The organism is Ensifer sp. KUDG1, assembly GCF_050434285.1.
GTDB lineage: Bacteria > Pseudomonadota > Alphaproteobacteria > Rhizobiales > Rhizobiaceae > Ensifer.
In genome coordinates this window covers 53,416-76,696 of record NZ_JBNDIG010000001.1, presented here as the reverse complement: position 1 = coordinate 76,696, position 23,281 = coordinate 53,416, and the positions used below count along the sequence as shown (strand labels likewise).

The following is a 23,281-nucleotide window of genomic DNA, read 5'->3' as shown; positions in this document are numbered from 1 at the left end:
TCTGGCGGGCCGTCGCATGAGGAGGAATGAATGCGCCGAACAAAGGCCGATGCAGAAGCAACGAGGCAGAAGATCCTGAGCGCCGCCGAGCGCGTCTTCTACGAAAAGGGCGTCTCGAACACGACGCTGGAAGAAATCGCCAAGGCCGCCGGCGTGACCCGTGGCGCCATCTACTGGCACTTCGCCAACAAGACCGACCTGTTCCTCGCGTTGCACGATGCCGTGCCCCTGCCGCAGGAAGACATGGTCGCCCGCGAGATCGAAGCGGAAGCCGCCGACACCCTCTCCATCCTCGAAGGCGCCATGGGCGACTGGCTGGATGTTCTCGCCGCCGACGAGCAGCGCCAGCGCATCCTTACGATCATGCTGCGCACCAATTACGACGGTGACCTCGGCGAAGTGCTCGCCCGCCAGAAGGAACTCGACGAGCACCACAATGTCGTGCTCGAACTCGCTTTTTCCCGCGCGCTCGCCAAGGGGCAGATGCACGAGACCTGGACCCCGGCCTCGGCGACGCGGACGCTGCACTGGATGATGCTGGGGCTCTGTACGGAATGGCTGCTGTTCGGCCGCCGCTTCGACCTTACGGCCGAGGGGCGCGAAGGGTTGAGCCGGCTCTTTGCCAGCTTCCGCGCGCCGGCCGTTACGGCAACGGCCGTCGCCGCACGCCTGTAACCACCGTAGCCGGCACCCCAGAGAGTACCGGCTACACGAGGGCCTTCCGGACCCCTTAGCTGAACACCACGGTCTTGTGGCCGTTGAGCATGACGCGCCGCTCCAAGTGCAGCTTGACGGCGCGCGCCAGCACCCGGCTTTCGATATCGCGACCGGTGGCGACGAAATCTTCCGCTGTCAGCGCATGGCTGACGCGCTCCGTCTCCTGCTCGATGATAGGCCCCTCGTCGAGGTCCGGCGTCACGTAATGCGCGGTCGCCCCGATCAGCTTCACCCCGCGCTCATGCGCCTGATGATAGGGCTTTGCCCCCTTGAAGCTCGGCAGGAACGAGTGGTGGATGTTGATCGCCTTGCCGTAGAGGCGCCTCGACAGATTGTCCGAGAACACCTGCATGTAGCGGGCGAGGATGACGAGATCGGCGCCGGTCTCCTGAACCAGGCGCAGAAGCCTTTCCTCCTGCTCGGCCTTGTTGTCCTTCGATACCGGCCAACAGTGATAGGCGAGCCCTTCGGCCTCGGCCGTGCGCCGGCTGTCTTCGTGGTTGGAGACGATGGCGACGACCTCCGCGTTCAGCCAGCCCACACGGATCTGGTAGAGCAGGTGCAGCAGCGCGTGGTCGAACCTGGAGACGAGAACGAGGATCTTCGGCTTGACCGCAGCATCTGTGAGCGTGGTCCGCATCTGGAAACGCTCGACGGCCGGGCGAAGCGCCCGCTCGACATCACCGGCCTGAACGCTCGCTGCAACCTGAAAGGCGATGCGCATGAAGAAGCTGTTGGTCCTGGTATCCCAGAACTGGTTGCTCTCGGCGATGTTTGCGCCAAGGGCGGCAAGCTCCGTGGTGACGGCGGCGACGATGCCGGGTTTGTCGTCGCAGGACAGGACAAGAATGAAAGTCTTCGGCGCCATGATCTCCTCCGATTGCAGCCGTTTCGGACGAGGCTTCCAGCCCCTTCCTTAGGGCTGCCTATGAGGAGTTGAACGCGCCGGCAATCGTTCCGGCTGCGGCGGCTTACGCTTTCTATCATCCTGATGGAAAGGCGCCCGGGAGCATGAAATGCCCCCGGGCGCTGCAAGATTCGTCGCATCCGGCTTTTGGGGTTTTCTGAGAGGATTCCATCAGAAAACCCGGTGTGCACGGCTGGATCAGTGTGCCTCGTCCCAGTTGGTCGCCGCGCGCGCGTCGACCTTCAGCGGCACCTTCATGTCGAGCGCCGGCATGGCGGCGTTCTCCATCACCGAGACGACGACCGGAATGGTCTTTTCGACCTCGGCGTCCTCGACTTCGAAGATCAGTTCGTCGTGCACCTGCAGCAGCATGCGGGCCGACAGCTTCGCCTCCGCAAGCGCCGGTTCCATCTTGACCATGGCACGGCGGATGATGTCGGCGGCCGAACCCTGGATCGGCGCGTTGATCGCTGCGCGCTCGTTGAAGGCGCGATGCGAGGGGATCGACGAGCGGATGTCGGGATAATGCGCGCGACGGCCGAAGATCGTCTCGACGTAGCCGTGCTCGCGGGCAAACACCTTGGTGCCTTCCATGTAGTCGCGAATGCCCGGGAAGCGCTCGAAATAGCGCTTGATGTAGTCACTGGCTTCCGAGCGTTCGATCGACAGCTGGTTGGCAAGACCGAAGGCAGAGATGCCGTAGATGATGCCGAAGTTGATCGCCTTGGCGCGCCGGCGGATTTCGCTCGGCATGCCCTCGACCGGCACGCCGAACATTTCCGATGCGGTCATCGCATGAATGTCGACGCCGTCGGCGAAGGCCTGACGCAGCTGCGGAATGTCGGCAACATGGGCAAGCACGCGCAGTTCGATCTGGCTGTAGTCGGCCGAGAGCAGCTTGTGGCCCGGCGTCGCGATGAAGGCGGTGCGGATCTTGCGGCCTTCGGCGGTGCGCACCGGAATGTTCTGCAGGTTCGGGTCGGACGACGACAGGCGGCCGGTGGTCGTGGCAGCGAGCGCGTAGGACGTGTGCACGCGCTTCGTCTGCGGATGGACGAAGCCCGGAAGCGCATCGGTGTAGGTGGACTTGAGCTTGGTCAGCTGTCGCCAGTCGACGATCTTGCGCGGCAGTTCGTGCCCTTCGGCTGCGAGGTCTTCCAGAACCTGCGCCGAGGTCGACCATTGCCCGGTCTTGGTCTTAGAGCCGCCGGCAAAGCCCATCTTGCCGAAGAGGATATCGCCGAGCTGCTTCGGCGAGCCGATGGTGAAGGTTTCGCCGGCAAGCTTGTAGATCTCGTCCTCGAGACCGGCCGCACCCTGGGCGAGCTCGCCTGAAAGCCGCGACAGGATCTGTCGGTCGACGGTGATGCCGCGGTCTTCCATGCGTGCCAGAACGTCAACCAGGGGCCGCTCCAGACGCTCATAGACGCGCGTCAGCCCCTTGGCGGCCAATCGGGCCTTCAGGATATGCCAGAGCCGCAGCGTGACGTCCGCATCCTCAGCCGCGTAGGCGGTCGCCCGGTCGATGTCGACGAAGTCGAAGGTCACCGTCGACTTGCCGGTTCCGGTGATGTCCTTGTAGGCGATCGGCTTGTGGTTCAGCCAGCGCTCGGACAGCGAGTCCATGCCATGGGTGCCGTTGCCGGCATCGACGACGTAGGACATCAGCATCGTGTCGTCGAAGCTTTCGACGGTGACGCCGTGCCGCTTCATCACGAGATAGTCGTATTTCAGGTTCTGCGCGACCTTGAGGACGGAGGGGTCCTCCAGCAGGCGCTTCAGCCGGCTCAAGGCTTCGGCGACCGGGATCTGGTTTTCGGCGAGCCCGCCGCCGAGCAGGTCGCCGACGCCCGTCTTGTGGATCAGCGGCACATAGGCCGCCCGGATCGAAGCGCCGGTCGGATCGGCCTTGTGGTCGGCGATCGCCAGCGAGAAGCCGACGAGGTCGGCCTGCATGGCATCGAGCGAGGTCGTTTCCGTGTCGAAGCCGACGACACCGGCTTCGCGCGCATCCGATATCCACCGGTCGAGGGTGGCGATGTCGCGGATCGTCACATAGGCGCTCCGATCCATCGGCGCCTTGGCGAATATCTCAGCGCGCGCGGCAGCGAGCGCCTCTGGCGTCGCGTCTGCGCCATTCGCTTCGGCGCCACGCGACAGGACGGCGGCCGCTTCCGCGGCCTCGCCACGGGCGACAGCCGCGGTGGAAGAGCCTTCGCTCACCTTCGCCGCTCCATCGCCCTTGTCGAGATCAGGGCCGCGCGCATCGGCGCCCCATTCCACCGGCACTGCGGCTGCTTCGACGGCATCGGCGTCCGTGCCGGTCGCAGCGGCGACACGACGCGTCAGCGTGGTGAATTCCATCGCCTTCAGGAAGGCGATCAGCTTCGGACCGTTCTGCGGCTCCAGGCTCAGCTCTTCCAGCGGAACGTCGAGCGGCGTGTCGGTCTTGAGTTCGACGAGCTGTCGCGACAGGCGGGCAAGATCGGCATTGGCGATGATGTTTTCGCGACGCTTGACCTGCTTGATCTCGCCGGCGCGGGCCAGCAGCGTTTCGAGATCGCCATACTCCTCGAGCAGCTGTGCGGCCGTCTTCGGGCCGATGCCGGGAATGCCGGGGACGTTGTCGGTGGAATCACCGGTCATCGCCTGCAGGTCGATCATCTTTTCCGGCGGCACGCCCCATTTCTCGATCACTTCCGGGATCGAGATCTGCTTGTCCTTCATGCTGTCGTACATCGACACGTTCGAGGTCACGAGCTGCATCAGATCCTTGTCGGACGAGACGATGGTGACGTCGGCGCCGGCGGCTTCTGCAAGCCGGGCGTAGGTGGCGATCAGGTCGTCGGCCTCATAACCTTCCTTCTCGATGCAAGGCAGGTTGAAGGCGCGGGTCGCGTGACGGATCAGGCCGAACTGCGGGATCAGATCTTCCGGCGGCGCCGTGCGGTTTGCCTTGTACTGATCGTAGAGCGCGTTGCGGAAGGTCTTCGACGAATAGTCGAAGATAACCGCGAAATGGGTCGGTGTAACGCCGACCGACGTGTCGCGCGCATCGGTGAGCAGCTTCCACAACATGTTGCAGAAACCCGATACCGCGTTGACCGGAAGGCCATCGGATTTGCGGTTGAGCGGCGGGATGGCGTGGAACGCCCGGAAGATGAATCCGGAGCCGTCGACGAGGAAGAGATGATCACCGTTTTTCATGGGCAAATGGATAGCGCGGGGCAAGCCAAAGGTCCATTGCGGTTTTCCCGCCAGACACTACATTCTCCACCGGTCGCGGTAGCCGGGATCGCCACCGCGGATTGCGGAAACGGGGGCCGATTTCGCCCTGGGATCGAGCGCCCGAAGGCTTCGCAAGCGGCCATTTAGCTTCACGCAAACGTTACGTATTTGTAATGTCCGATTCAGCCCTGGTATCCTTGAAAAGCCACATTTGAATCCTCAAATCTTACTCAACGGCACCGAGTGATGCCGTCTTCTGGTGATTGGCCTGTCCCCCGCCCGCACCAGATGAGGACAAAGGCCTTATCCCCCTCTCCGGGCCTTTGTCCCGTTTTCAAAAGACCGTCACGGCGCCGCCTCCGCACCGTGACGGTTTTTTGTTTCTGCCGTCCGATCACCTCCGCTCAAATCCCGGTGAACCCCGACAGTCTCAAGGTCCATCGCCTGCATTGTAACTTGTCTTCATGGCGGTTCGGGCGTACCGATAGGCATGGCCTTCAATCGTATGGAATCTGCGACCTACCTGGCCAGCCTGCTGGCGAAGAGCTTTTCGCGCGCGCTTCACGAGCGCGGCCAGAAGCTTGGTTTCGCGCCAGGTCAGTTTCCCATCCTGCTCGAGCTTTGGGCCGAAGAGGGCCTGACGCAGAAACAGTTGCTCGATCGGCTCGACATCGAACAGGCGACGATGGCCAACACGCTCGCTCGCATGGAGCGTGACGGGCTCATCCTGCGCCGCAAGCATCCTCAGGACAAGCGCTCGCAGCAGATCTACCTGACCGAAAAAGCAAAGGAGATGGAGGCGGCCGCCAAGGAGGCAGCGCTTGCCGCCGACCAGTCGCTGCTTGCCGGCCTCAGGAATTTCGAGCGCGAACTGATGCTCGAATATATGCGCATGGCGCTCGCCAGCGTGGCACGCGGCGACAGTCGCGCCTGACGCGCCATCGCCCGGCCTGATCGTTCCATCAATAAATTTGGCTTAAAGCGGGCGTGCGCCCGTTCTAAAGCAGGGGCAGACGCGCCGATCCGGGCGCCCCGGCACTCCCCTTGCCAAGGCGCCAGGCTCTCCGTTCACCGTCAACTGAGACCTCTGCCCAAAATCGCTCAAATCGATTTCGCTTTGGCGGCACATGCAGTAGGTTCCGGCGAAACTTGAAGCAAGGATATGCATGATGGCTGACATCACCCCCGTTCTCGAACGCGCAGACGCCAACCTGCCAAAGAGCCTCGACCGGCTGTTCGACCTGGTTCGTATCAAGTCGATCTCGACCGACCCGGCCTTCAAGGCGGAATGCCGCAAGGCGGCGGAATGGCTGGTGGCCGAGCTCAACGCTCTCGGCTTCACCGCATCGGTCCGCGACACCCCCGGCCATCCGATGGTCGTCGCCCATCACGACGGCGCCAAGCCCGATGCGCCGCATGTATTGTTCTATGGCCATTACGACGTGCAGCCGGTCGATCCGCTGAACCTTTGGGACACCGACCCGTTCGAGCCCGGCATCAAGGAAATCGAGCCCGGCCGCAAGGTGATCACCGGCCGCGGCACGGCCGACGACAAGGGCCAGCTCCTGACTTTCGTCGAAGCGGTGCGCGCCTACAAGGACGTGCATGGCGCCCTGCCCTGCCGCGTCACCATCCTGTTCGAAGGTGAAGAGGAGTCCGGCTCGCCGTCGCTGAAGCCCTTCCTCGAAGCCAATGCCGCCGAACTCAAGGCCGATTATGCGCTGGTGTGCGACACCAGCATGTGGGACCGCGATACGCCGGCGATCTCCGCTGGCCTGCGCGGCCTCGTTGGCGAAGAGGTCATCGTCCGGGCTGCCGACCGCGACCTGCATTCCGGCTACTTCGGTGGTGCTGCCGCCAACCCGATCCGCATCCTCACCACCATTCTCGCCGGCCTTCATGACGAAAACAGCCGCGTGACGCTGCCGGGCTTCTACGACGGTGTCGAAGAGACCCCGGCCCAGATCAAGGCTGCATGGGAAACGCTGGGACAGACGGCAGAAAAGTTCCTCGGCGAAATCGGCCTGTCGATCCCGTCGGGTGAAAAGAACCGCTCGGTTCTGGAACTGACCTGGGCGCGGCCGACCGCAGAAGTCAACGGCATCACCGGTGGCTATACCGGCGAAGGCTTCAAGACGGTGATCGCGGCCGAGGCTTCGGCAAAGGTTTCCTTCCGCCTCGTCGGCAACCAGAACCCGGAGAAGATCCGCGAAGCGTTCCGCGCCTATGTGCGCTCGAAAGTTCCGGCCGATTGCTCGGTCGAGTTCCACGCCCATGGCGGCTCGCCGGCGATCCACCTTCCGTACGAATCGCCGCTGCTCAACACCGCGAAGGTGGCCCTTTCCGACGAGTGGCCGAAGCCGGCCGTCATCATCGGCATGGGTGGCTCGATCCCGATCGTTGGCGACTTCCAGAAGATGCTCGGCATGGAATCGCTGCTGGTCGGCTTCGGGCTCTCCGACGACCGCATCCATTCGCCGAACGAGAAGTACGAGCTGCAGTCCTATCACAAGGGCATCCGCTCCTGGATCCGCATCCTCGACGCGCTCGCCGCCTGATGATCCGTGCGGGACGGGTCGCGATTTTCCGCGCATCCCGCCCCGCATATTTGACCCCGAAAGCCGTGGCGAAGCCCTCCGCCACGGCTTTTTCGATTTGATTGCGCGGGCGCCGATAATGCAGCCCTTGCGCGCAAACCCTGCTTCGATGCGCATGCATCGCTGCCCGATCGGCGCCATGCCCGCGCTTTACCGTTTCCCCTTCACCGTTTCCCGGCGGTTTCTCCGCTGTCGGCGGGCCGTCAATCCTTGACCTCCGGGGTCTCAGGTGCTTCCTTTTTTGTGAAACAAATCACAAAGGGAAATCGGATCGTTGGCAAGGGTAAGGACCGAAGCGTCGCGCTGCGGGCGTGATGCTATGACAAAGCGGCTCAGAAAACAGATCGTCTCCGCTCGGAGAATCCCTCCGGCCGCTGCAATGGAAGTGTCCTTGAAACACCCCTGCCACGCCCTCGCACCGATCGCGGCACCGGCATGAAGCGGCTGCAGACCTATTTCTGGCCCGTCGTCGGCCTTCTCGCGATCCTGTTTTCGGTCAACGCGCTCTACCATGAGCTGCGCGGCCTGTCGTTCGACGAGTTTCTCGCAAGCTTCAATGCGATTTCGCTGAAGAGCTGGCTTCTGGCGATCGGCTCGACGCTGCTCGCCTATGCGGCGCTGGCGGCCTACGACCGGCTAGCACTCGACCACCTCGGCCACCGCATCTCACTCTGGTTCATCACGCTCTGCTCGTTCACGACCTACGCGCTGTCGCACAATCTCGGCGCCTCGGTGTTCTCCGGCGCGGTCGTGCGTTACCGCGCCTATCGCTCCAAGGGGCTTTCCCCGGGCGAGGTCGGCGTGCTGGTCGCCTTCTGCTCCTTCACCTTCACGCTCGGCACCTTGGTTCTATCGGCCGTCGTGCTGCTGATGCGTCCCGACATCATCGAACGTTTTGCCGAATTCCTGCCGGTGGAAATGTCGCTGACCACGGGCGTGCTGATCCTCATCGTCATCGGGCTCTATGTCATCGGCAGCCTCGTCGGGCTGCCGTCGTTCCGCACCCGCTGGTTCCAGCTGCACTACCCCAAGCCGAAGATCGTATTCCGGCAGCTGGTGGTCGCGCCGGTGGAGCTGATCGGCGCCGCCGGGATCATCTATTTCGCCCTGCCGGAAGCCGGCAATCCGGGTTACATCGTCATTCTCGGCATCTTTCTCGCGTCGTTCTCCGCGGCCCTGCTTTCGCATGCGCCGGGCGGGCTCGGCGTGCTGGAACTGATCTTCATCGCCGCCTTGCCGGAAATGGATCCGGCGGCCGTGCTTGCGGCGCTTGCGATCTTCCGGCTGCTCTACCTGATCATCCCCTTCATCCTGGCACTGGTTGTGATCCTGGTGTTCGAGCGGGCGCGGTTCGTGGCGGAGCGCCACCAGCCGAAAGGAAGCGACCTCCCCTAGGCGAGGCGCGCGTCCATTATCAGGGCGCGTTGCAGACCGTCGGCAGCGCCTGTTCGAGCGGCCCCTTCACCTCGTGCAGGCGCGCCGCTTCGATTTGGTAGGGCGTGAACGGCGGCACCTGCAGCGACGGATTGATGATGCGGGTGACGTAGCAGCCGGCGAAAAACCGCACCCGCCCCCGCTTCTCGATCGATTTCACCGCGACGGGAACGGCGGAATAGATGCTGCCCGCCCCGGCCTCCGTCTTCACCTTGCCGACCTTGATCTCGACAGACACCGTGCGCTCATAGCCGCGGGTGAAGGCCTTGAAGCCGCCGACAGGCTTCGATTCGCCGAAATAGCCATAGGCGCGGGCATATTCCTTGCGGTTGACGGCATTGTAGAGCGAGCGCACGAGCGCTGCCCCATCGGACCGGTCATCGACATAGGCGACGCTGTCTTGCGCCAGAGCCTCGCCGTTCAAGGCCGCAAAGGCGCCGAGGGCGAAGACGGTGGATCGAAGCTTCATGGCAGTCCTCCTTTGTCGTGGCGGCAGCCGAACACAACAATGAGGCGAAGCCATAGCAGGATTCGCGAGGAGATCGATAACGGCATAGGCCATCGTCCGGCGCGGCGCCGGCGATCCGTATGACCTCAGGAGATATGGGAGGCGACGGGTGCCGATGAGCAAAAAGCCACGGCCGTACGCGCAAATGAAAAGAGCCCCGTGTGGGAGGAGGTACACGGGGCTCTCGAACTTGATCGATGGCTGGGAGGAGGAGTGCCACCGATCCGCATCGGGCGCCGCGGGAGGAGGTGCAGCGCTTCGATAAGTCATATGATAGTTATGCGTTGCAGCAATTTCAAGACATCATTTTTGCACTGCACAAAATCGTGAAGGGAAGGCAGGTCGAGAGGCGTCTTTCCTGATGCCCAGCCTCAAGGCGGCGCTCCGATGGCCAGCCGAGCCTCGGTAACTTCATGGAAACCACAACCACTGATGGATGTTTCCTTTTATTCAGCTTTTTCGATATACGACTATACGTAAGCTGATAATAAATTTTCACTCAGTAATTGCAGGCGCTCAGATGAAATTGCTGCTCCAGATTCCGACCGCGCTCATCGTTGTGCTGATACTCGCGACCTGGCTTGCCAGCCTGCGTCTCGTCGTGCTGCCGCCCGGCTCCCTGAAGCTGAGGTCAATGACGGCGCTCGTCTATCAGGGGCATGGCTTCCGCCTGGTCGACAGCCCGCTCGGCATGTGCGGACGTCAGGCCTACCCGGCTGCGGACTGCGAGGAGGTGGCCGTGAACCATCTGGGCAAGCGGGTTCTGCTGCGCCTGCCCTTCAGCCAATGGCTCTACGATTTCACCGATCCCTATCCGGTGAGCCCCACGGCATCGGTCGAAACGACACCGTTGCGGACCTCCATCCAGTAGGAACCGGCGCGTGCAGGCGGGACTTGAGGGCGTATGCGAGCCCACCGTCAAGGTTTTGAACCGTCAGGCTTTTTCACAACGACTTTCTTAACCACCCCTTAAATTGCCGCATTTAAAGTTCACCCGGTCGCCGTGGCGGATGGGCGTGGGACGCCGTTACCGCCGTCGAAATCGATTGGCCGCAACGATAGCGCCAAGGGCCACCGCTGGGCGGTGAGGGATAGATCAAACGGCATGGCAGCAAGCGGCAGGTCAGGACAGCGGATCGAGCCATCGTTCGGCGGAAACGAGGACGATGACGACGACGATTTTCGCGTCGAGGCCAGCGACCGCGTGACCACCAGCCGCAAGACGCCCCGCAGCAAACCTTCCGGCAGCAGCAGCAGAGGCAGCGGCAAGAAGAAGCCAGCAAGCAAGCGCGGCGGCGGCCGTCGCGGCTCCGGGGGCGGTGGTCTTATCGGCCTTGTCCGCACCCTGTTCTACTGGTGCATCGTGCTTGGGATCTGGGGCGCCATGGGCGTCGGCGGCCTGGTGCTCTACTACGGCGCGCGCATGCCGAGCGCCGAAAGCTGGTCGATCCCAGAGCGCCCGCCGAACGTCAAGATCCTTGCCGTCAGCGGCGACATCATCGCCAATCGCGGCACCACCGGCGGCGAAGCGCTGTCGCTGGAAAACATGTCGCCCTATATTCCGCAGGCCGTCATCGCCATCGAGGACCGCCGCTTCTATTCGCATTTCGGCATCGATCCGCTCGGTCTTGCCCGAGCCATGCTGACGAACCTCACCACCGGCCGCATGGTCCAGGGCGGTTCGACTCTGACGCAGCAGCTGGCCAAGAACCTGTTCCTGTCGCCGGAGCGCACGCTGGAGCGCAAGGTGCAGGAAGTGCTGCTCGCCTTCTGGCTCGAGCAGAAATATTCCAAGGACCAGATCCTGGCGATGTATCTCAACCGGGTGTTCTTCGGCTCCAACGCCTATGGCGTCGAGGCTGCCTCGCGGCGCTACTTCAACAAGTCGGCGCGCGACGTGAACCTCGGCGAGGCGGCCCTGCTCGCCGGCCTTTTGAAAGCACCGTCCCGCCTGTCACCGGCGCGCGACCCGAAGGCGGCGGAAGAGCGCGCCCAGGTCGTTCTCGGCGCCATGCGCGAGGAAGGCTACGTCACCGACAGCGAAATCAAGACGGCGATGTCGCAGACCCCGACCAAGGCCAAGAGCTATTGGTCGGGCGCCGAGCACTATGTCGCCGACATGGTGATGGACCAGCTTCCGGGCATGATCGGCGAGATCAAGGAAGACCTGGTCATCGACACGACCATCGACCTCAATCTCGAAAAGAAGGCCGAGGAAGTGATCGCCGCGACGCTCGACGCCGACGGCAAGAAGCTCGACGCCTCGCAGGCCGCCCTCGTCTCGGTCGACGGCACCGGCGCCATCCGGGCGCTCGTCGGCGGCAAGGACTACGCCGAGAGCCAGTTCGACCGCGCTTCCAAGGCCAAACGCCAGCCGGGCTCGGCCTTCAAGCCCTTCGTCTATGCCGCGGCGATGGAGATCGGCCGTACCCCGATGTCGATCCGCAACGACGGGCCGGTCCGGATCGGCAACTGGACGCCCGAGAATTACGACCAGAAATACCGCGGCGAGGTGACGCTGGCCGATGCGCTCGCCAATTCGCTGAACACGATCGCAGCCCAGCTCGTCATGGAGGTCGGTCCGTCGAACGTCGTCAAGGTCGCGCACCGCCTCGGCATCGATTCCGAGATGCAGGCAAACGCCTCGATCGCGCTCGGTACGTCGGAGGTGAGCCTCGTCGAGCTGACCTCGGCCTATGCCCCCTTCATGAACGGCGGCTTCAAGGCGACGCCGCACGTGATCCGTCGCATCTCCAAGGCCGATGGAACCGTGCTCTACGAAAACACCTACGACAACCCGCCCCGCGTGCTCGATCCGGCGATCGTCAGCGAGATGAACCAGATGCTGCTGCGGGTGCTGACCAAGGGCACAGGCAAAAAGGCGCAGCTGAAAGGCTGGGAAGCGGCCGGCAAGACCGGCACGACGCAATCCTTCCGCGACGCGCTGTTCGTCGGCTACACCTCGAATCTCACGACCGGCGTCTGGTTCGGCAACGACGACGGCAAGTCGATGAAGAAGGTCACCGGCGGCGGCCTGCCGGCCAAGGCCTGGCACGATTTCATGATGGCGGCCCACGAGGGCCTCTCGCCGTCGCCGCTGTTCGGCACGACCGGCGTGCAGCCGGTCTTCGACGACGGCACCGCGCCGCCTTCGGGTGACCTGATGTCCGGCGATCCGGAAGCCTTTCCGGACGCGCCCGTCGGCGTTGATGGCGGTGTCGCAGTCGGGCAGCGTCCGGTCGACCAGGGCGGCGCCCCGTGGGGCGGCCAGACGGCGGACCAGGGCAATGGCGGCATGGTGCCGCCGGCCGATGTCGGCCAGACGACCGGGGCCACGCGCCGCACCACGCTTTTCGATATTCTGACCGGAGGCTGAGCCCGCCTGAACCGCGATTTTACAGGGGATCCGGCCCGCGGGCAGGCTCCGGCGCGTGAGCCATTTCGGGCCTGATAAATACCGGGCTTGCTTTTGCCCCCAAACGCCCCGCAGAATGCCTTGCAGTCCGAAACGCCGGTCCTTATATACGCCGCATCGGCGCAGTCTAAGCTGCGAAGAAATCCAAAGACCATCCCGTTAGGGGCTGTCTCACGAATGCCTGACCGGGTTCCGACAGTCCGCTGCAAGGAGAGAACGACATGGCTAAAGTTATTGGTATTGACCTGGGAACGACCAACTCCTGCGTCGCCGTCATGGACGGTAAAGACGCGAAGGTGATCGAAAATGCCGAGGGTGCGCGCACGACCCCCTCGATGGTGGCCTTCAGCGAAGACGGCGAACGTCTCGTTGGCCAGCCGGCCAAGCGCCAGGCTGTCACCAATCCGGAAAACACGCTTTTTGCGATCAAGCGCCTGATCGGCCGGACCTTCCAGGATCCGACCACGCAAAAAGACAAGGACATGGTTCCTTACAAGATTACCAAGGCCGACAATGGCGACGCCTGGGTCGAAGCGCACGGCACGGATTATTCCCCGTCGCAGATCTCCGCCATGATCCTTCAGAAGATGAAGGAAACGGCCGAATCCTACCTCGGTGAAAAGGTCGAGAAGGCCGTCATCACCGTTCCGGCCTACTTCAACGACGCTCAGCGCCAGGCAACCAAGGATGCCGGCAAGATCGCTGGTCTCGAAGTTCTGCGCATCATCAACGAGCCGACCGCGGCAGCGCTCGCCTACGGCCTCGACAAGAAGGACGGCAAGACGATCGCCGTTTACGACTTGGGTGGTGGTACCTTCGATATCTCGGTTCTCGAAATCGGCGACGGCGTCTTCGAAGTGAAGTCGACCAACGGCGACACCTTCCTCGGTGGCGAAGACTTCGACATGCGTCTGGTCCAGTACCTCGCCGGCGAGTTCAAGAAGGAACAGGGCATCGACCTGAAGAACGACAAGCTCGCTCTTCAGCGCCTGAAGGAAGCCGCGGAAAAGGCCAAGATCGAGCTGTCATCGTCGCAGCAGACCGAAATCAACCTGCCGTTCATCACGGCTGACGCTTCCGGTCCGAAGCACCTGACGATGAAGCTGACCCGCGCCAAGTTCGAAGCGCTTGTCGACGACCTGATCCAGCGCACCGTCGCGCCGTGCAAGGCAGCCCTCAAGGATGCCGGCGTCTCGGCTGCCGAGATCGACGAAGTCGTTCTCGTCGGCGGCATGAGCCGCATGCCGAAGGTTCAGGAAACCGTGAAGCAGCTGTTCGGCAAGGAGCCGCACAAGGGCGTGAACCCGGATGAAGTGGTCGCCATGGGCGCCGCGATCCAGGCCGGCGTTCTGCAGGGCGACGTCAAGGACGTTCTCCTGCTCGACGTCACCCCGCTGTCGCTCGGCATCGAAACGCTCGGTGGCGTCTTCACCCGCCTGATCGAACGCAACACCACGATCCCGACCAAGAAGTCGCAGACCTTCTCGACCGCCGACGACAACCAGTCGGCCGTGACGATCCGCGTCTCCCAGGGCGAGCGTGAAATGGCTGCAGACAACAAGCTGCTCGGCCAGTTCGACCTCGTCGGCATTCCGCCGGCACCGCGCGGCATGCCGCAGATCGAAGTGACCTTCGACATCGACGCCAACGGCATCGTGCAGGTTTCGGCCAAGGACAAGGGCACCGGCAAGGAACACCAGATCCGCATCCAGGCATCTGGCGGCCTCTCCGACGCCGACATCGAAAAGATGGTCAAGGACGCCGAAGCCAACGCTGAAGTCGACAAGAAGCGTCGCGAAGGCGTCGAAGCCAAGAACCAGGCCGAAAGCCTGATCCACTCCAGCGAGAAGTCGCTAAAGGATTACGGCGACAAGGTTTCGGAAACCGACCGCAACGCGATCTCCGACGCGATTGCCGCGCTGAAGACCGCCGTCGAAGCCTCCGAGCCGGACGCCGAAGACATCAAGGCCAAGACCAATACGCTCATGGAAGTGTCCATGAAGCTCGGCCAGGCGATCTACGAAGCGCAGCAGACGGAAGCCGCCCATGCGGATGCCGCCGCCGACGCTGCCCGTGACGGCGATGTCGTCGATGCCGACTACGAAGAAGTCAACGACGAAGACGATCGCAAGCGCTCGGCCTAAGTCGCCCTTCAAACAGACGAAGAAGCCCGGGTTCGCCCGGGCTTTTTTGTTGTCGGTGTCGTCCGTCACGGCGCGCAATATCGGCGATCGGCACCATGACTTGCCGCAAACGTACCTTTTCCGACAAAAAACCGTATCTACCGCCGTTCGGGCTATGGTATCGCGCTTCAAGGTTTACTAAATCGGTGGCAAGGTAAACGGGCAGCCGCCGAGCCATCGCGCTGGCTTGCCAACAGGATAATCTTCTACGAATGAAACGTGATCTCTACGAAACGCTTGGTGTTGCCAAGAACGCCGACGAAAAGGAGCTGAAGAGCGCCTTCCGCAAGCTCGCGATGAAGTATCATCCGGACAAGAACCCCGGCGACGCGGCAGCGGAGAAGACCTTCAAGGAAATCAACGAAGCCTACGAGATGCTCAAGGACCCGCAGAAGCGCGCGGCCTATGACCGTTACGGTCACGCAGCCTTCGAGCAGGGCGGCATGGGTGGCGGCTTCGGCGGCGGTGGTGCTGCCGGCGGCTTCTCCGACATTTTCGAAGACATCTTCGGCGAGATGATGGGCGGCGGGCGCCAGCGGCGCTCATCGGGCGGTCGCGAGCGCGGCGCCGATCTTCGCTACAACATGGAGATTTCGCTCGAGGAAGCTTTCGGCGGCAAGACGGCGCAGATCCGGGTTCCGACCTCGATCACCTGCGACGTCTGCACCGGCTCCGGCGCCAAGCCCGGCACCAGCCCCAAGACCTGCGGCACCTGCCACGGCTCCGGCCGCGTGCGCGCCGCTCAAGGCTTCTTCTCGATCGAACGCACCTGCCCCACCTGCGGCGGCCGCGGCCAGACGATTACGGATCCCTGCGGCAAGTGCCACGGCCAGGGCCGCGTCACCGAGGAGCGTACGCTCTCGGTCAACATTCCGGCCGGCATCGAGGACGGCACCCGCATTCGCCTCTCGGGCGAAGGCGAAGCCGGGCTTCGCGGCGGACCGGCGGGCGACCTCTACATCTTCCTCTCGGTCAGGCCGCATGAGTTCTACCAGCGCGACGGCGCCGATCTCTATTGCAGCGTGCCGATTTCGATGACGACGGCCGCTCTTGGCGGCAAGTTCGACGTGACCACGCTCGATGGCACCAAGTCGCGCGTCACCGTTCCCGAGGGCACCCAGGCCGGCAAGCAGTTCCGCTTGAAGGGCAAGGGCATGCCGGTGCTGCGTTCGGCGCAATCGGGCGACCTCTACATCCAGATCCAGATCGAAACGCCGCAGAAGCTGACCAAGCGCCAGCGCGAACTGCTGCAGGAATTCGAGCAGATCTCGTCCAAGGACAACAATCCGGAATCGACCGGCTTCTTTGCCCGGATGAAGGATTTCTTCGATACGCTGAGCGACTAAGGATTCAAGCCCGACGCTTTATAGAGCGCCGCGCGCCGGAAACGGTTGCGCGGCGCTTCTGTTTCAGAGCAGGGTCACGAGCTGCCAAAGCCCGATCAAAACGAGCGCTACCCCGGCGATGCGGGACAGGATCCTGCCGCCGGGCACCACCTTCTCCGCCAGAACGAAGATGGCGATGGCAGCGATCCACAACACGTTCATCACCCCGCCGACGAACAGCAGCGCCATCAGCGCCCAGCAGCAGCCGACGCAATAGAGCCCGTGCCGCACACCGAGGCCAAAGGCGCCGCCCGCTTCGCGACGAAAGCCGCCGTGGTTCTGAATGAAAAGCAGCGGCGCCTGGCACTGGCTGAGACAGCGATCCTTGAGCGGCGTGAACTGAAACAGGCCGACAGCGACCAGCACGATGCCGCTGAGAAGCCCACTGGCGCTTGCAAGCGCCGGCGTGAGCAACAGGGCGCGATCGAGCAGCCACTGCCCGAGAACGGCGACGAGCGCGAACAGGAGCCACGCCGACAGGTAGCCGACGGCAAAGAAACCGGTGGCGGCGAAGGGCTTGCCCTGTTGTGCCGCCTGACGGCCGACGCCGGCGTAGAGCAGGATCATCGGCGTCGCCGACGGCACCATCATGCCGACCATCATCACGGCCCACATGACGAAGGCATAGGCGAAGGTCGTGACGGTCCAGGGAGCGGCAACCGTGCCCGCCATCGATGCCATCGAGCCCTCCTGCGCGCCCATGGTCATTGGCATCTCCGTGGGCATGTCCATGGGCATATCCATGTCCATGCCGGAGCCCATATCCATGCTGCCGGAGGGAACCGGGGGAGCAGCCATGTCCATGACCGACGCCAGCCACAGGACATAGAGCCAACTGACCGCCGTCAGGGTAACCAACGCCGCCACGACGACGACGCGGTCACGTCTGAGTAGGGTTTCGAGCGCCGTGTCTCCCATCGGCGTCAGTGGATCACGCCGCTTTCGGTCAAATGCATCCGGGCGAAATGGGCATGCGAATCCGCAAGCGCCAAAGTCAGCGGCCCTTTCGTATCGGCCCATCCGCGTCCGACCTCGCAAAGATCGTATTCGAAACCGTGAGGCAGATTGATGCGTGCCTGGTGAGCCATGCCGGTCACCGGATTGAGGATCGGCTCACCGCGCGCGACAAGCCAGCCCGGCACCTCCAGCCGCGCCGTTCGAGCACCGATATCGACCTCGAGATCGATCTCGGCAAAGACCGGATCATGCATGGTCTCGAAGGTGGTCGCGAAGACCTGGAAGAAGGTCGCTCCGGGCTCCGTATCCTCGCCGCTCATGATGCGCAGCAGCGCGCCGCGCTGCTCGTCCGATGCGCGGATATCGACGATCGGCACCACCTGCCCCCTGCCCTCATGGATCGCGCCTGGCCAGGCGGCGATCAGGCCGCCGCGAAGCCCATCGAGCCGCGTGTCGCCGTGATAACCTTCCTCGATCTCGAAGGCGCCAACGGCGCTGCAATGGCCTTGGGTCGGCAGGGCATTGAACTGGCAGGGGCAGCCATAGGCGCAATTGCAATGAATGAACTCACGCCCCTTCATCATCCATCTGACACTCGTCATCGTCTCCTCCTGGGATCTGATCGGTGTTCGTCTCGCGTATTCGCGCAAACGGATGCCTTTTATTAGAGTTGAAAAATATACTCTTCTCCGTCGCCGATGCCAACGGCGGGCAATGGTCAGAGACGGGAACACGACGGCACCGCGGGTCGGTCAGACCCGCGGTGCTGGGATGATCAGGCATTTGCGCCTTTTATCGGCGCCCGTCCTAGAGCGTCGCCATGCCGCCATCGACGATCAGTTCGGCGCCGACGGTGAAGGTGGCTTCGTCGGAGGCGAGGAAGACCACGGCCTTGGCAATCTCGCTCGCGTCGCCAAAGCGGCCGAGCGGGATCTGCGCCGCGATCGCGTCGACCACCTGCTTGTTCTCCTCGGGCGTCGGGGCGTGGCCGTCATGGAGCGGCGTGCGGATCGGGCCGGGGCTCACGGCATTGACCCGGATGCCGCGACCGATGAGTTCACCCGAAAGCGTGCGGGCGAGCGACAGCAGGCCCGCCTTGGTCAGCGCATAGACGCTGGAGGTCGGCATGCCGATATGGGCGTTGATCGACGTGTTGAGCACGACCGAGGCGCGCTTCGAGAATACGGGCAGCAGCGCCTGAATCAGGAAATACGGGCCCTTGACGTTGATGGCGATCGAGCGGTCGAAGCTTGCCTCGTCCCACTGCTCGACCGGCTGCAGCTTGGCGATGCCGGCATTGACAAACAGGATGTCGAGCGTGCCGAAGGCGGCACGGATCTTTTCGGCAACGGCCGCCTGGCCGGCGACATTGCCGGCATCGGCCTCGATGATGAGCGCGGCCTCGCCAAGGACGGTTCGGGCTTCCGCGATGTTCTTCGGGTTGGTGCCGGTGACGGCAACACGTGCGCCTTCAGCAATGAACTGGCGGGCGGTTTCGAGACCGATGCCGCTGGTGCCGCCGGTGATGAGCGCCGTCTTGTTCTCCAAACGTGACATGATGAAATCCTCTTGCTGGGTTGAGGAGGAGGCCGGTTCGATTGGCCGTCCTTCGATGCCCACAGATATGGCGGAAAACGGTCGTTCGGATTAGTCTCCCAATCATGGAACTCGAATTCGGAAAAACCGAACGATGATGAAGATCGAAGGAATAGCTGCCTTTGTCGCAGTGGCCGAAGCCGGCTCGATCAGCGAGGCGGCACGTCGCCTGCGGCTATCCAAATCCGTCGTCAGCGAGAGAGTGGCAGAACTGGAACGCGGGCTCAACGCCACGCTTCTCCACCGCACCACACGCAAGCTGACGCTCACGGAGGATGGCATCGCCTTTCGCGAGCGCGCCATCCGGATCGTCGGCGAAGTGCAGGCCGCCGCCGACGATCTTGCCGAACGCCGCGGGTTGCTGACGGGACCGCTTCGGATCGCAGCCCCCGTCAGCTTCGGCAGACGGCATCTCGGCCCGGCGCTCTATCCCTTCCTGGCCCAACACCCGGAGATCGAGCTGACGCTCGACCTGGACGACCGGCGGGTCGATGCCGCCTCCGAAGGCTATGATGCGATCGTGCGCCATGGGGTGATCGCCGATTCGCGCCTGGTCGTGTGGAAGCTCGCCAGAAGCCGGCGCCTGCTGGTCGCCGCGCCCGACTATCTCGATCGGCACGGCACGCCGGCGTCGCTTGCCGAACTCGAACGCCATCGCGGCATCTTCTACACCAATCGCGGTGCTGCCGACTGGCGCTTCGAAGGGCCCGGCGGGGCGACGGTCGTGCGTGCCCGCCTGGCGCTTGGCATGAACAATGGCGACATGCTGCACGACGCCGCCGTCGCCGGGCTCGGTATCGCGCTGTTGCCCGCCTTCATAGCCGGTCCGGCGGTGCGCGAGGGGCAACTGCGCGAGATCGACGTCGGGCTCAGTCCGCAGGCGGAGTTCATCTACATGGCGCATCCGGAGGGCCGACGCGCCTCCACCAAACTCAGAGCCATCGCCCAGCACCTGAAGGCAGCCTTCGGCGATCCGCCCTATTGGGATCCGTGACGGTTTCCGCAATCCCGGCACAATCGTTGCGGGCGACGGTATCGTGCCGATCGCCGATCAAGTCTTGACCAAGGCTTGACCGAAACCGGCTGGCATCGTCAGCGCATCCCCTGACAACCGAAAACTGGATTCCTATCTCTCATGCGGAACCGCTTTCTGAACTGGATCGTCCTTATGGCGCTTGGCACCAACGCTCACGCAAGTCCGCTTCCTCCGCCCACCGACGCAGAAATTCAGGAGATCCTGGCCGACCGAATCGACAAGCAGCAGCAGTCGGTCGGTATCATCGTCGGTATCATCGATGCCAATGGCCGGCGCGTCATCGCGCATGGCCATCCGGCCAAAGGCGATCCGCGCGCCGTCGACGGGCAGACGGTGTTCGAGATCGGCTCGATCACCAAGGTCTTTACCGCGCTGCTGCTGGCCGATGCGATGGAGCAAGGCACGCTCAGCCTCGGCACACCTGTGGTCACGCTTCTGCCCGAGCGCGTGATCATGCCGGAGGACAAGCAGACCTCGATCACGCTCGGCGACCTCGCAACGCACATGTCCGGCCTGCCGCGGCTGCCCAGCAATCTGGTGCCGGCCGACATGAGCAATCCCTATGCCGGCTATGACGCGGAAAAGCTCTATGCCTTCCTCTCCAGCCACAAGCCGCAGCGCCGCCCCGGCGTCGAGCATGAATACTCCAACCTCGGCGCCGGGCTTCTCGGCCACGCGATCGCGCTGAAGGCCGGGCTTTCCTATGAAGACCTCATCATCAGCCGCATCGCCCTTCCCCTCGGCATGAAGGACACGGCGATCACGTCGCGACCCGACTGGGCCGAACGCCGGGCAACGGGCCACGACGCGGCCCTGGAGCCGGTCAGCGACTGGGATCTCGACGTTCTGCAGGGCGCAGGCGCCCTCCGCTCGACCGTGGACGATCTCCTGCTTTTCCTCGAGGCGGCCATGGGAAAGACGGCATCGCCGCTCGCTCCCGCCTTCACCACTCTGCTGGCGACCCGCCAGCCGATCGGCAACGGCGATCGCGATCAGCAGGCGCTCGGCTGGGTCGTCTCGGGCAAGGGCGACGAGCAGTTCATCTGGCACAATGGCGGCACCGGCGGTTACCGATCCTTCGTCGGCTACCGTCCGTCGACGGGTGTCGGCGTGGTCGCACTGTCGAATGCGTCGACCGACGTCGGCGTCGACGACATCGGCCGCCATCTGCTCAATCGCAGCGCGCCGCTCGCGCCGCCAATCGTCAAGCGCACGGCCATAGCGATCGATCCGGCGCGCTATGATGCCTATATCGGCACCTACAGGCTGGCTCCGGATTTCGAACTTACGATCTTTCGGGATGGCGAAAGCCTTTTTGCCCAGGCGACCGGGCAGGATCGGCTCGAAATCCTTCCGGAGGCCGAGCACCGCTTCTTTACGAAGCTCATCGATGCCCAGATCAGCTTCACGCTCAAGGGCGACCGTGCCGAAAGCCTGACCTTGCACCAGGGCGGGCAGAACAGCCCCGCACCTCGGGTCTCGAAATGATAGTCGCCTCCCGCCTCATAAGCAGGCGGGAGGCGATTTCCGCATCGATCAGAACAAGAGATCGATGGTGAAGTAGGCGAGCGCCGAAATCGCCGCCGCGGCCGGCATGGTGATGAACCAGGCAATCACGATGTTGCCGGCAAGCCCCCAGCGGACGGCCGAGACCCGGCGGGCCGCGCCGACGCCGATGATCGCGCCGGTGATGGTGTGGGTGGTCGAGACCGGGATGCCGAGCCAGGTGGCGGCAAAGAGCGTGATCGCCCCGCCGGTTTCGGCGCAGAAGCCCTGCATCGGGTTGAGTTTGGTGATCTTCGACCCCATCGTATGCACGATCCGCCAGCCGCCGAACAGCGTGCCGAGCGCGATCGCCGCCTGGCAGGTGATCACCACCCAGAACGGCACGTAGAATTCCGAGCCGAGATAGCCCTGCGAGTAGAGCAACACCGCGATGATGCCCATGGTCTTCTGCGCGTCGTTGCCGCCATGGCCGAGCGAATACATTGAGGCCGAGATGAACTGCATCACCCGGAAGGTGCGGTCGACGGCAAAGGGCGTCTGGCGCACGAAGATCCAGGAAACGATCAGCACCAGGAGCAGCGCCAGGAAGAAGCCGATCGCCGGCGACATGAAGATGGCGCCAACGGTCTTCAGAAGGCCGGTCCAGACGATGGAGCTGAAACCGGTGCTGGCAAGACCGGCACCGACGAGGCCGCCGATCAGCGCATGCGACGAGCTCGAGGGGATGCCGAAGAGCCAGGTGACGATGTTCCAGACGATCGCGCCGATCAGCGCCGAAAAGATCACCAGCGGCGTGACGATACCGGGATCGATGATGCCCTTGCCGAGCGTTTCGGCCACGTGCAGGCCGAAGAACAGGAAGGCGATGAAGTTGAAGAAGGCCGCCCACATGACCGCATATTGCGGCCGGAGCACCCGTGTCGAGACGATCGTCGCGATCGAGTTGGCGGCGTCGTGCAGACCGTTCAGGAAGTCGAAGAACAGCGCGATGCCGATCAGTCCGACGAGCAACGGAAAGGCGAGCGTCGCATCCATCAGACGTTCTCGATCACGATGCCGCTGATTTCATTGGCGACGTCCTCGAAGCGGTCGACCACCTTTTCGAGTTCGCCATAGATCTCGCTGCCGATGATATAGGCCATCGGGTTGCTGGCGCCGTGGCGGCGGAACAGGTCCTTGAGGCCCTGTTCGTGCAGTTCGTCGGAGCGGCCCTCGATGCGGGTGACTTCTTCGGCGATCGCGATCAGGCGGTCGTGATTGGCGCCGATCCGATCGAGCAGCGGAATGGCCTCGGCGATCAGGTGCGCGGCCTTGACGACCGTGGTGCCCATTTCGCGCATGCCGGGATCGAAGCTCTTCTGTTCGTAAAGGCGGATCGTCTTGACGGTCTTGTGCATCATGTCGATGGCATCATCCATCGACTGGATCAGATCCTTGATGTCGCCGCGGTCGAAGGGCGTGATAAAGGACCGGCGCACGGCCAGCAGCACCTCGGCGGTGATGTGGTCCGCCTCATCCTCGAGCGCGACGATCCGGTCGCAGTGTTTTTCCAGATCGTCGCCGCCAGCGAGAACCTTGTCGAGCGCATCGGCAGCACCGACGACGGTGCGCGAATGTTTTGCGAAGAGGTCGAAGAAGCGATCCTCGCGGGGAAGAAGTTTGCGGAACCAGGCCAGCATCACACGTATATCCATCTGTGGATTGTCATGCGGCTGTCATATTTCACCAGGTCCTTTATGAAAAGCACCGAATCAAAGGGGTTTGTCGCCTTTCCCCTGTCGATATCGGCCTATCTTGCACGATATGGCGACG

18 protein-coding genes are annotated in these 23,281 nt (G+C 63.3%); 10 read left to right on the top strand and 8 right to left on the bottom strand.

The genetic code is table 11. The annotated features are described in order from the left end of the window. Positions 1-30 precede the first annotated feature (30 nt). Positions 31-675 (top strand): TetR family transcriptional regulator, encoded by a 645-nt coding sequence (locus M2267_RS00370; RefSeq protein WP_043622665.1) that lies wholly within the window; start codon positions 31-33, stop codon positions 673-675. Between the two features lie 55 nt (positions 676-730). Here the strand turns inward: M2267_RS00370 and purU are convergent, their stop codons facing one another. Continuing rightward, on the bottom strand, positions 731-1,585 hold the full coding sequence (gene purU, locus M2267_RS00365; protein ID WP_429111849.1) for a formyltetrahydrofolate deformylase: 855 nt from the start codon (positions 1,583-1,585) through the stop codon (positions 731-733). Between the two features lie 237 nt (positions 1,586-1,822). Continuing rightward, positions 1,823-4,831 (bottom strand): DNA polymerase I, encoded by a 3,009-nt coding sequence (polA, locus tag M2267_RS00360; protein WP_429111847.1) that lies wholly within the window; start codon positions 4,829-4,831, stop codon positions 1,823-1,825. Between the two features lie 511 nt (positions 4,832-5,342). Here polA and M2267_RS00355 point away from each other — a divergent pair. The 3 genes from M2267_RS00355 (at position 5,343) to M2267_RS00345 (ending at position 8,844) form a co-directional block, all read left to right on the top strand. Further along, complete coding sequence (locus M2267_RS00355; RefSeq protein ID WP_043622674.1) at positions 5,343-5,786, top strand: MarR family winged helix-turn-helix transcriptional regulator; 444 nt, start codon at positions 5,343-5,345, stop codon at positions 5,784-5,786. A gap of 232 nt (positions 5,787-6,018) precedes the next feature. Then, positions 6,019-7,410, top strand: a complete 1,392-nt coding sequence (locus M2267_RS00350; RefSeq protein ID WP_429111845.1) for a M20/M25/M40 family metallo-hydrolase — start codon at positions 6,019-6,021, stop codon at positions 7,408-7,410. A gap of 474 nt (positions 7,411-7,884) precedes the next feature. Continuing rightward, the gene (locus M2267_RS00345) at positions 7,885-8,844 is read left to right on the top strand and encodes a lysylphosphatidylglycerol synthase transmembrane domain-containing protein (protein ID WP_043622677.1); all 960 of its coding nucleotides are present in this window, start codon (positions 7,885-7,887) and stop codon (positions 8,842-8,844) included. A gap of 19 nt (positions 8,845-8,863) precedes the next feature. Here the strand turns inward: M2267_RS00345 and M2267_RS00340 are convergent, their stop codons facing one another. After that, positions 8,864-9,352: a hypothetical protein gene (locus tag M2267_RS00340; protein ID WP_043622680.1), complete on the bottom strand. Its 489-nt coding sequence runs from the start codon at positions 9,350-9,352 to the stop codon at positions 8,864-8,866. A 559-nt stretch (positions 9,353-9,911) separates the two neighbouring features. Between M2267_RS00340 and M2267_RS00335 the strand changes: the two genes are divergently transcribed. The 4 genes from M2267_RS00335 to dnaJ all read left to right on the top strand — a co-directional run bounded on the left by M2267_RS00335 (position 9,912) and on the right by dnaJ (position 16,335). Next, complete coding sequence (locus M2267_RS00335) at positions 9,912-10,262, top strand: hypothetical protein (protein ID WP_429111843.1); 351 nt, start codon at positions 9,912-9,914, stop codon at positions 10,260-10,262. A 234-nt stretch (positions 10,263-10,496) separates the two neighbouring features. After that, complete coding sequence (locus M2267_RS00330; RefSeq protein ID WP_429111841.1) at positions 10,497-12,767, top strand: transglycosylase domain-containing protein; 2,271 nt, start codon at positions 10,497-10,499, stop codon at positions 12,765-12,767. Between the two features lie 260 nt (positions 12,768-13,027). Next, on the top strand, positions 13,028-14,950 hold the full coding sequence (gene dnaK / locus M2267_RS00325; RefSeq protein ID WP_043622688.1) for a molecular chaperone DnaK: 1,923 nt from the start codon (positions 13,028-13,030) through the stop codon (positions 14,948-14,950). A 251-nt stretch (positions 14,951-15,201) separates the two neighbouring features. Next, positions 15,202-16,335: a molecular chaperone DnaJ gene (dnaJ, locus tag M2267_RS00320; RefSeq protein ID WP_043622691.1), complete on the top strand. Its 1,134-nt coding sequence runs from the start codon at positions 15,202-15,204 to the stop codon at positions 16,333-16,335. Between the two features lie 63 nt (positions 16,336-16,398). On the opposite strand, the gene M2267_RS00315 is transcribed toward dnaJ, so the two are convergent. From M2267_RS00315 to M2267_RS00305, 3 genes are all read right to left on the bottom strand, one after another. After that, positions 16,399-17,292, bottom strand: coding sequence for a DUF2182 domain-containing protein (locus tag M2267_RS00315; protein WP_429111838.1), 894 nt, complete (start codon positions 17,290-17,292; stop codon positions 16,399-16,401). Positions 17,293-17,297: 5 nt separating this feature from the next. Next, on the bottom strand, positions 17,298-17,933 hold the full coding sequence (locus tag M2267_RS00310; RefSeq protein ID WP_043622694.1) for a DUF1326 domain-containing protein: 636 nt from the start codon (positions 17,931-17,933) through the stop codon (positions 17,298-17,300). Between the two features lie 205 nt (positions 17,934-18,138). Continuing rightward, complete coding sequence (locus tag M2267_RS00305) at positions 18,139-18,888, bottom strand: SDR family oxidoreductase (RefSeq protein WP_043622832.1); 750 nt, start codon at positions 18,886-18,888, stop codon at positions 18,139-18,141. Positions 18,889-19,021: 133 nt separating this feature from the next. Between M2267_RS00305 and M2267_RS00300 the strand changes: the two genes are divergently transcribed. Together M2267_RS00300 and M2267_RS00295 are read left to right on the top strand one after the other, a co-directional pair. After that, positions 19,022-19,921, top strand: a complete 900-nt coding sequence (locus M2267_RS00300; RefSeq protein ID WP_429111836.1) for a LysR substrate-binding domain-containing protein — start codon at positions 19,022-19,024, stop codon at positions 19,919-19,921. 141 nt (positions 19,922-20,062) lie between these two features. Next, positions 20,063-21,451, top strand: coding sequence for a serine hydrolase (locus M2267_RS00295; RefSeq protein ID WP_429111834.1), 1,389 nt, complete (start codon positions 20,063-20,065; stop codon positions 21,449-21,451). Positions 21,452-21,499: 48 nt separating this feature from the next. Here the strand turns inward: M2267_RS00295 and M2267_RS00290 are convergent, their stop codons facing one another. Beyond that, a complete protein-coding gene (locus tag M2267_RS00290; RefSeq protein ID WP_043622704.1) occupies positions 21,500-22,504 on the bottom strand; it encodes an inorganic phosphate transporter in 1,005 nt (334 codons plus the stop codon). Continuing rightward, positions 22,504-23,148 carry a DUF47 domain-containing protein gene (locus M2267_RS00285; protein WP_043622835.1) on the bottom strand — a complete coding sequence of 215 codons (645 nt, stop codon included), beginning with the start codon at positions 23,146-23,148 and terminating at the stop codon, positions 22,504-22,506. Before M2267_RS00285 ends, M2267_RS00290 begins: the two co-directional genes overlap by 1 nt. Positions 23,149-23,281 lie beyond the last annotated feature (133 nt).

Bases quoted from the DNA above. Each gene is read 5' to 3' on its own strand.
- M2267_RS00370 (WP_043622665.1), top strand. From the start codon at position 31: ATGCGCCGAACAAAGGCCGATGCAGAAGCAACGAGGCAGAAGATCCTG.
- purU (WP_429111849.1), bottom strand. From the start codon at position 1,585: ATGGCGCCGAAGACTTTCATTCTTGTCCTGTCCTGCGACGACAAACCC.
- polA (WP_429111847.1), bottom strand. From the start codon at position 4,831: ATGAAAAACGGTGATCATCTCTTCCTCGTCGACGGCTCCGGATTCATC.
- M2267_RS00355 (WP_043622674.1), top strand. From the start codon at position 5,343: ATGGCCTTCAATCGTATGGAATCTGCGACCTACCTGGCCAGCCTGCTG.
- M2267_RS00350 (WP_429111845.1), top strand. From the start codon at position 6,019: ATGATGGCTGACATCACCCCCGTTCTCGAACGCGCAGACGCCAACCTG.
- M2267_RS00345 (WP_043622677.1), top strand. From the start codon at position 7,885: ATGAAGCGGCTGCAGACCTATTTCTGGCCCGTCGTCGGCCTTCTCGCG.
- M2267_RS00340 (WP_043622680.1), bottom strand. From the start codon at position 9,352: ATGAAGCTTCGATCCACCGTCTTCGCCCTCGGCGCCTTTGCGGCCTTG.
- M2267_RS00335 (WP_429111843.1), top strand. From the start codon at position 9,912: ATGAAATTGCTGCTCCAGATTCCGACCGCGCTCATCGTTGTGCTGATA.
- M2267_RS00330 (WP_429111841.1), top strand. From the start codon at position 10,497: ATGGCAGCAAGCGGCAGGTCAGGACAGCGGATCGAGCCATCGTTCGGC.
- dnaK (WP_043622688.1), top strand. From the start codon at position 13,028: ATGGCTAAAGTTATTGGTATTGACCTGGGAACGACCAACTCCTGCGTC.
- dnaJ (WP_043622691.1), top strand. From the start codon at position 15,202: ATGAAACGTGATCTCTACGAAACGCTTGGTGTTGCCAAGAACGCCGAC.
- M2267_RS00315 (WP_429111838.1), bottom strand. From the start codon at position 17,292: ATGGGAGACACGGCGCTCGAAACCCTACTCAGACGTGACCGCGTCGTC.
- M2267_RS00310 (WP_043622694.1), bottom strand. From the start codon at position 17,933: ATGACGAGTGTCAGATGGATGATGAAGGGGCGTGAGTTCATTCATTGC.
- M2267_RS00305 (WP_043622832.1), bottom strand. From the start codon at position 18,888: ATGTCACGTTTGGAGAACAAGACGGCGCTCATCACCGGCGGCACCAGC.
- M2267_RS00300 (WP_429111836.1), top strand. From the start codon at position 19,022: ATGATGAAGATCGAAGGAATAGCTGCCTTTGTCGCAGTGGCCGAAGCC.
- M2267_RS00295 (WP_429111834.1), top strand. From the start codon at position 20,063: ATGCGGAACCGCTTTCTGAACTGGATCGTCCTTATGGCGCTTGGCACC.
- M2267_RS00290 (WP_043622704.1), bottom strand. From the start codon at position 22,504: ATGGATGCGACGCTCGCCTTTCCGTTGCTCGTCGGACTGATCGGCATC.
- M2267_RS00285 (WP_043622835.1), bottom strand. From the start codon at position 23,148: ATGCTGGCCTGGTTCCGCAAACTTCTTCCCCGCGAGGATCGCTTCTTC.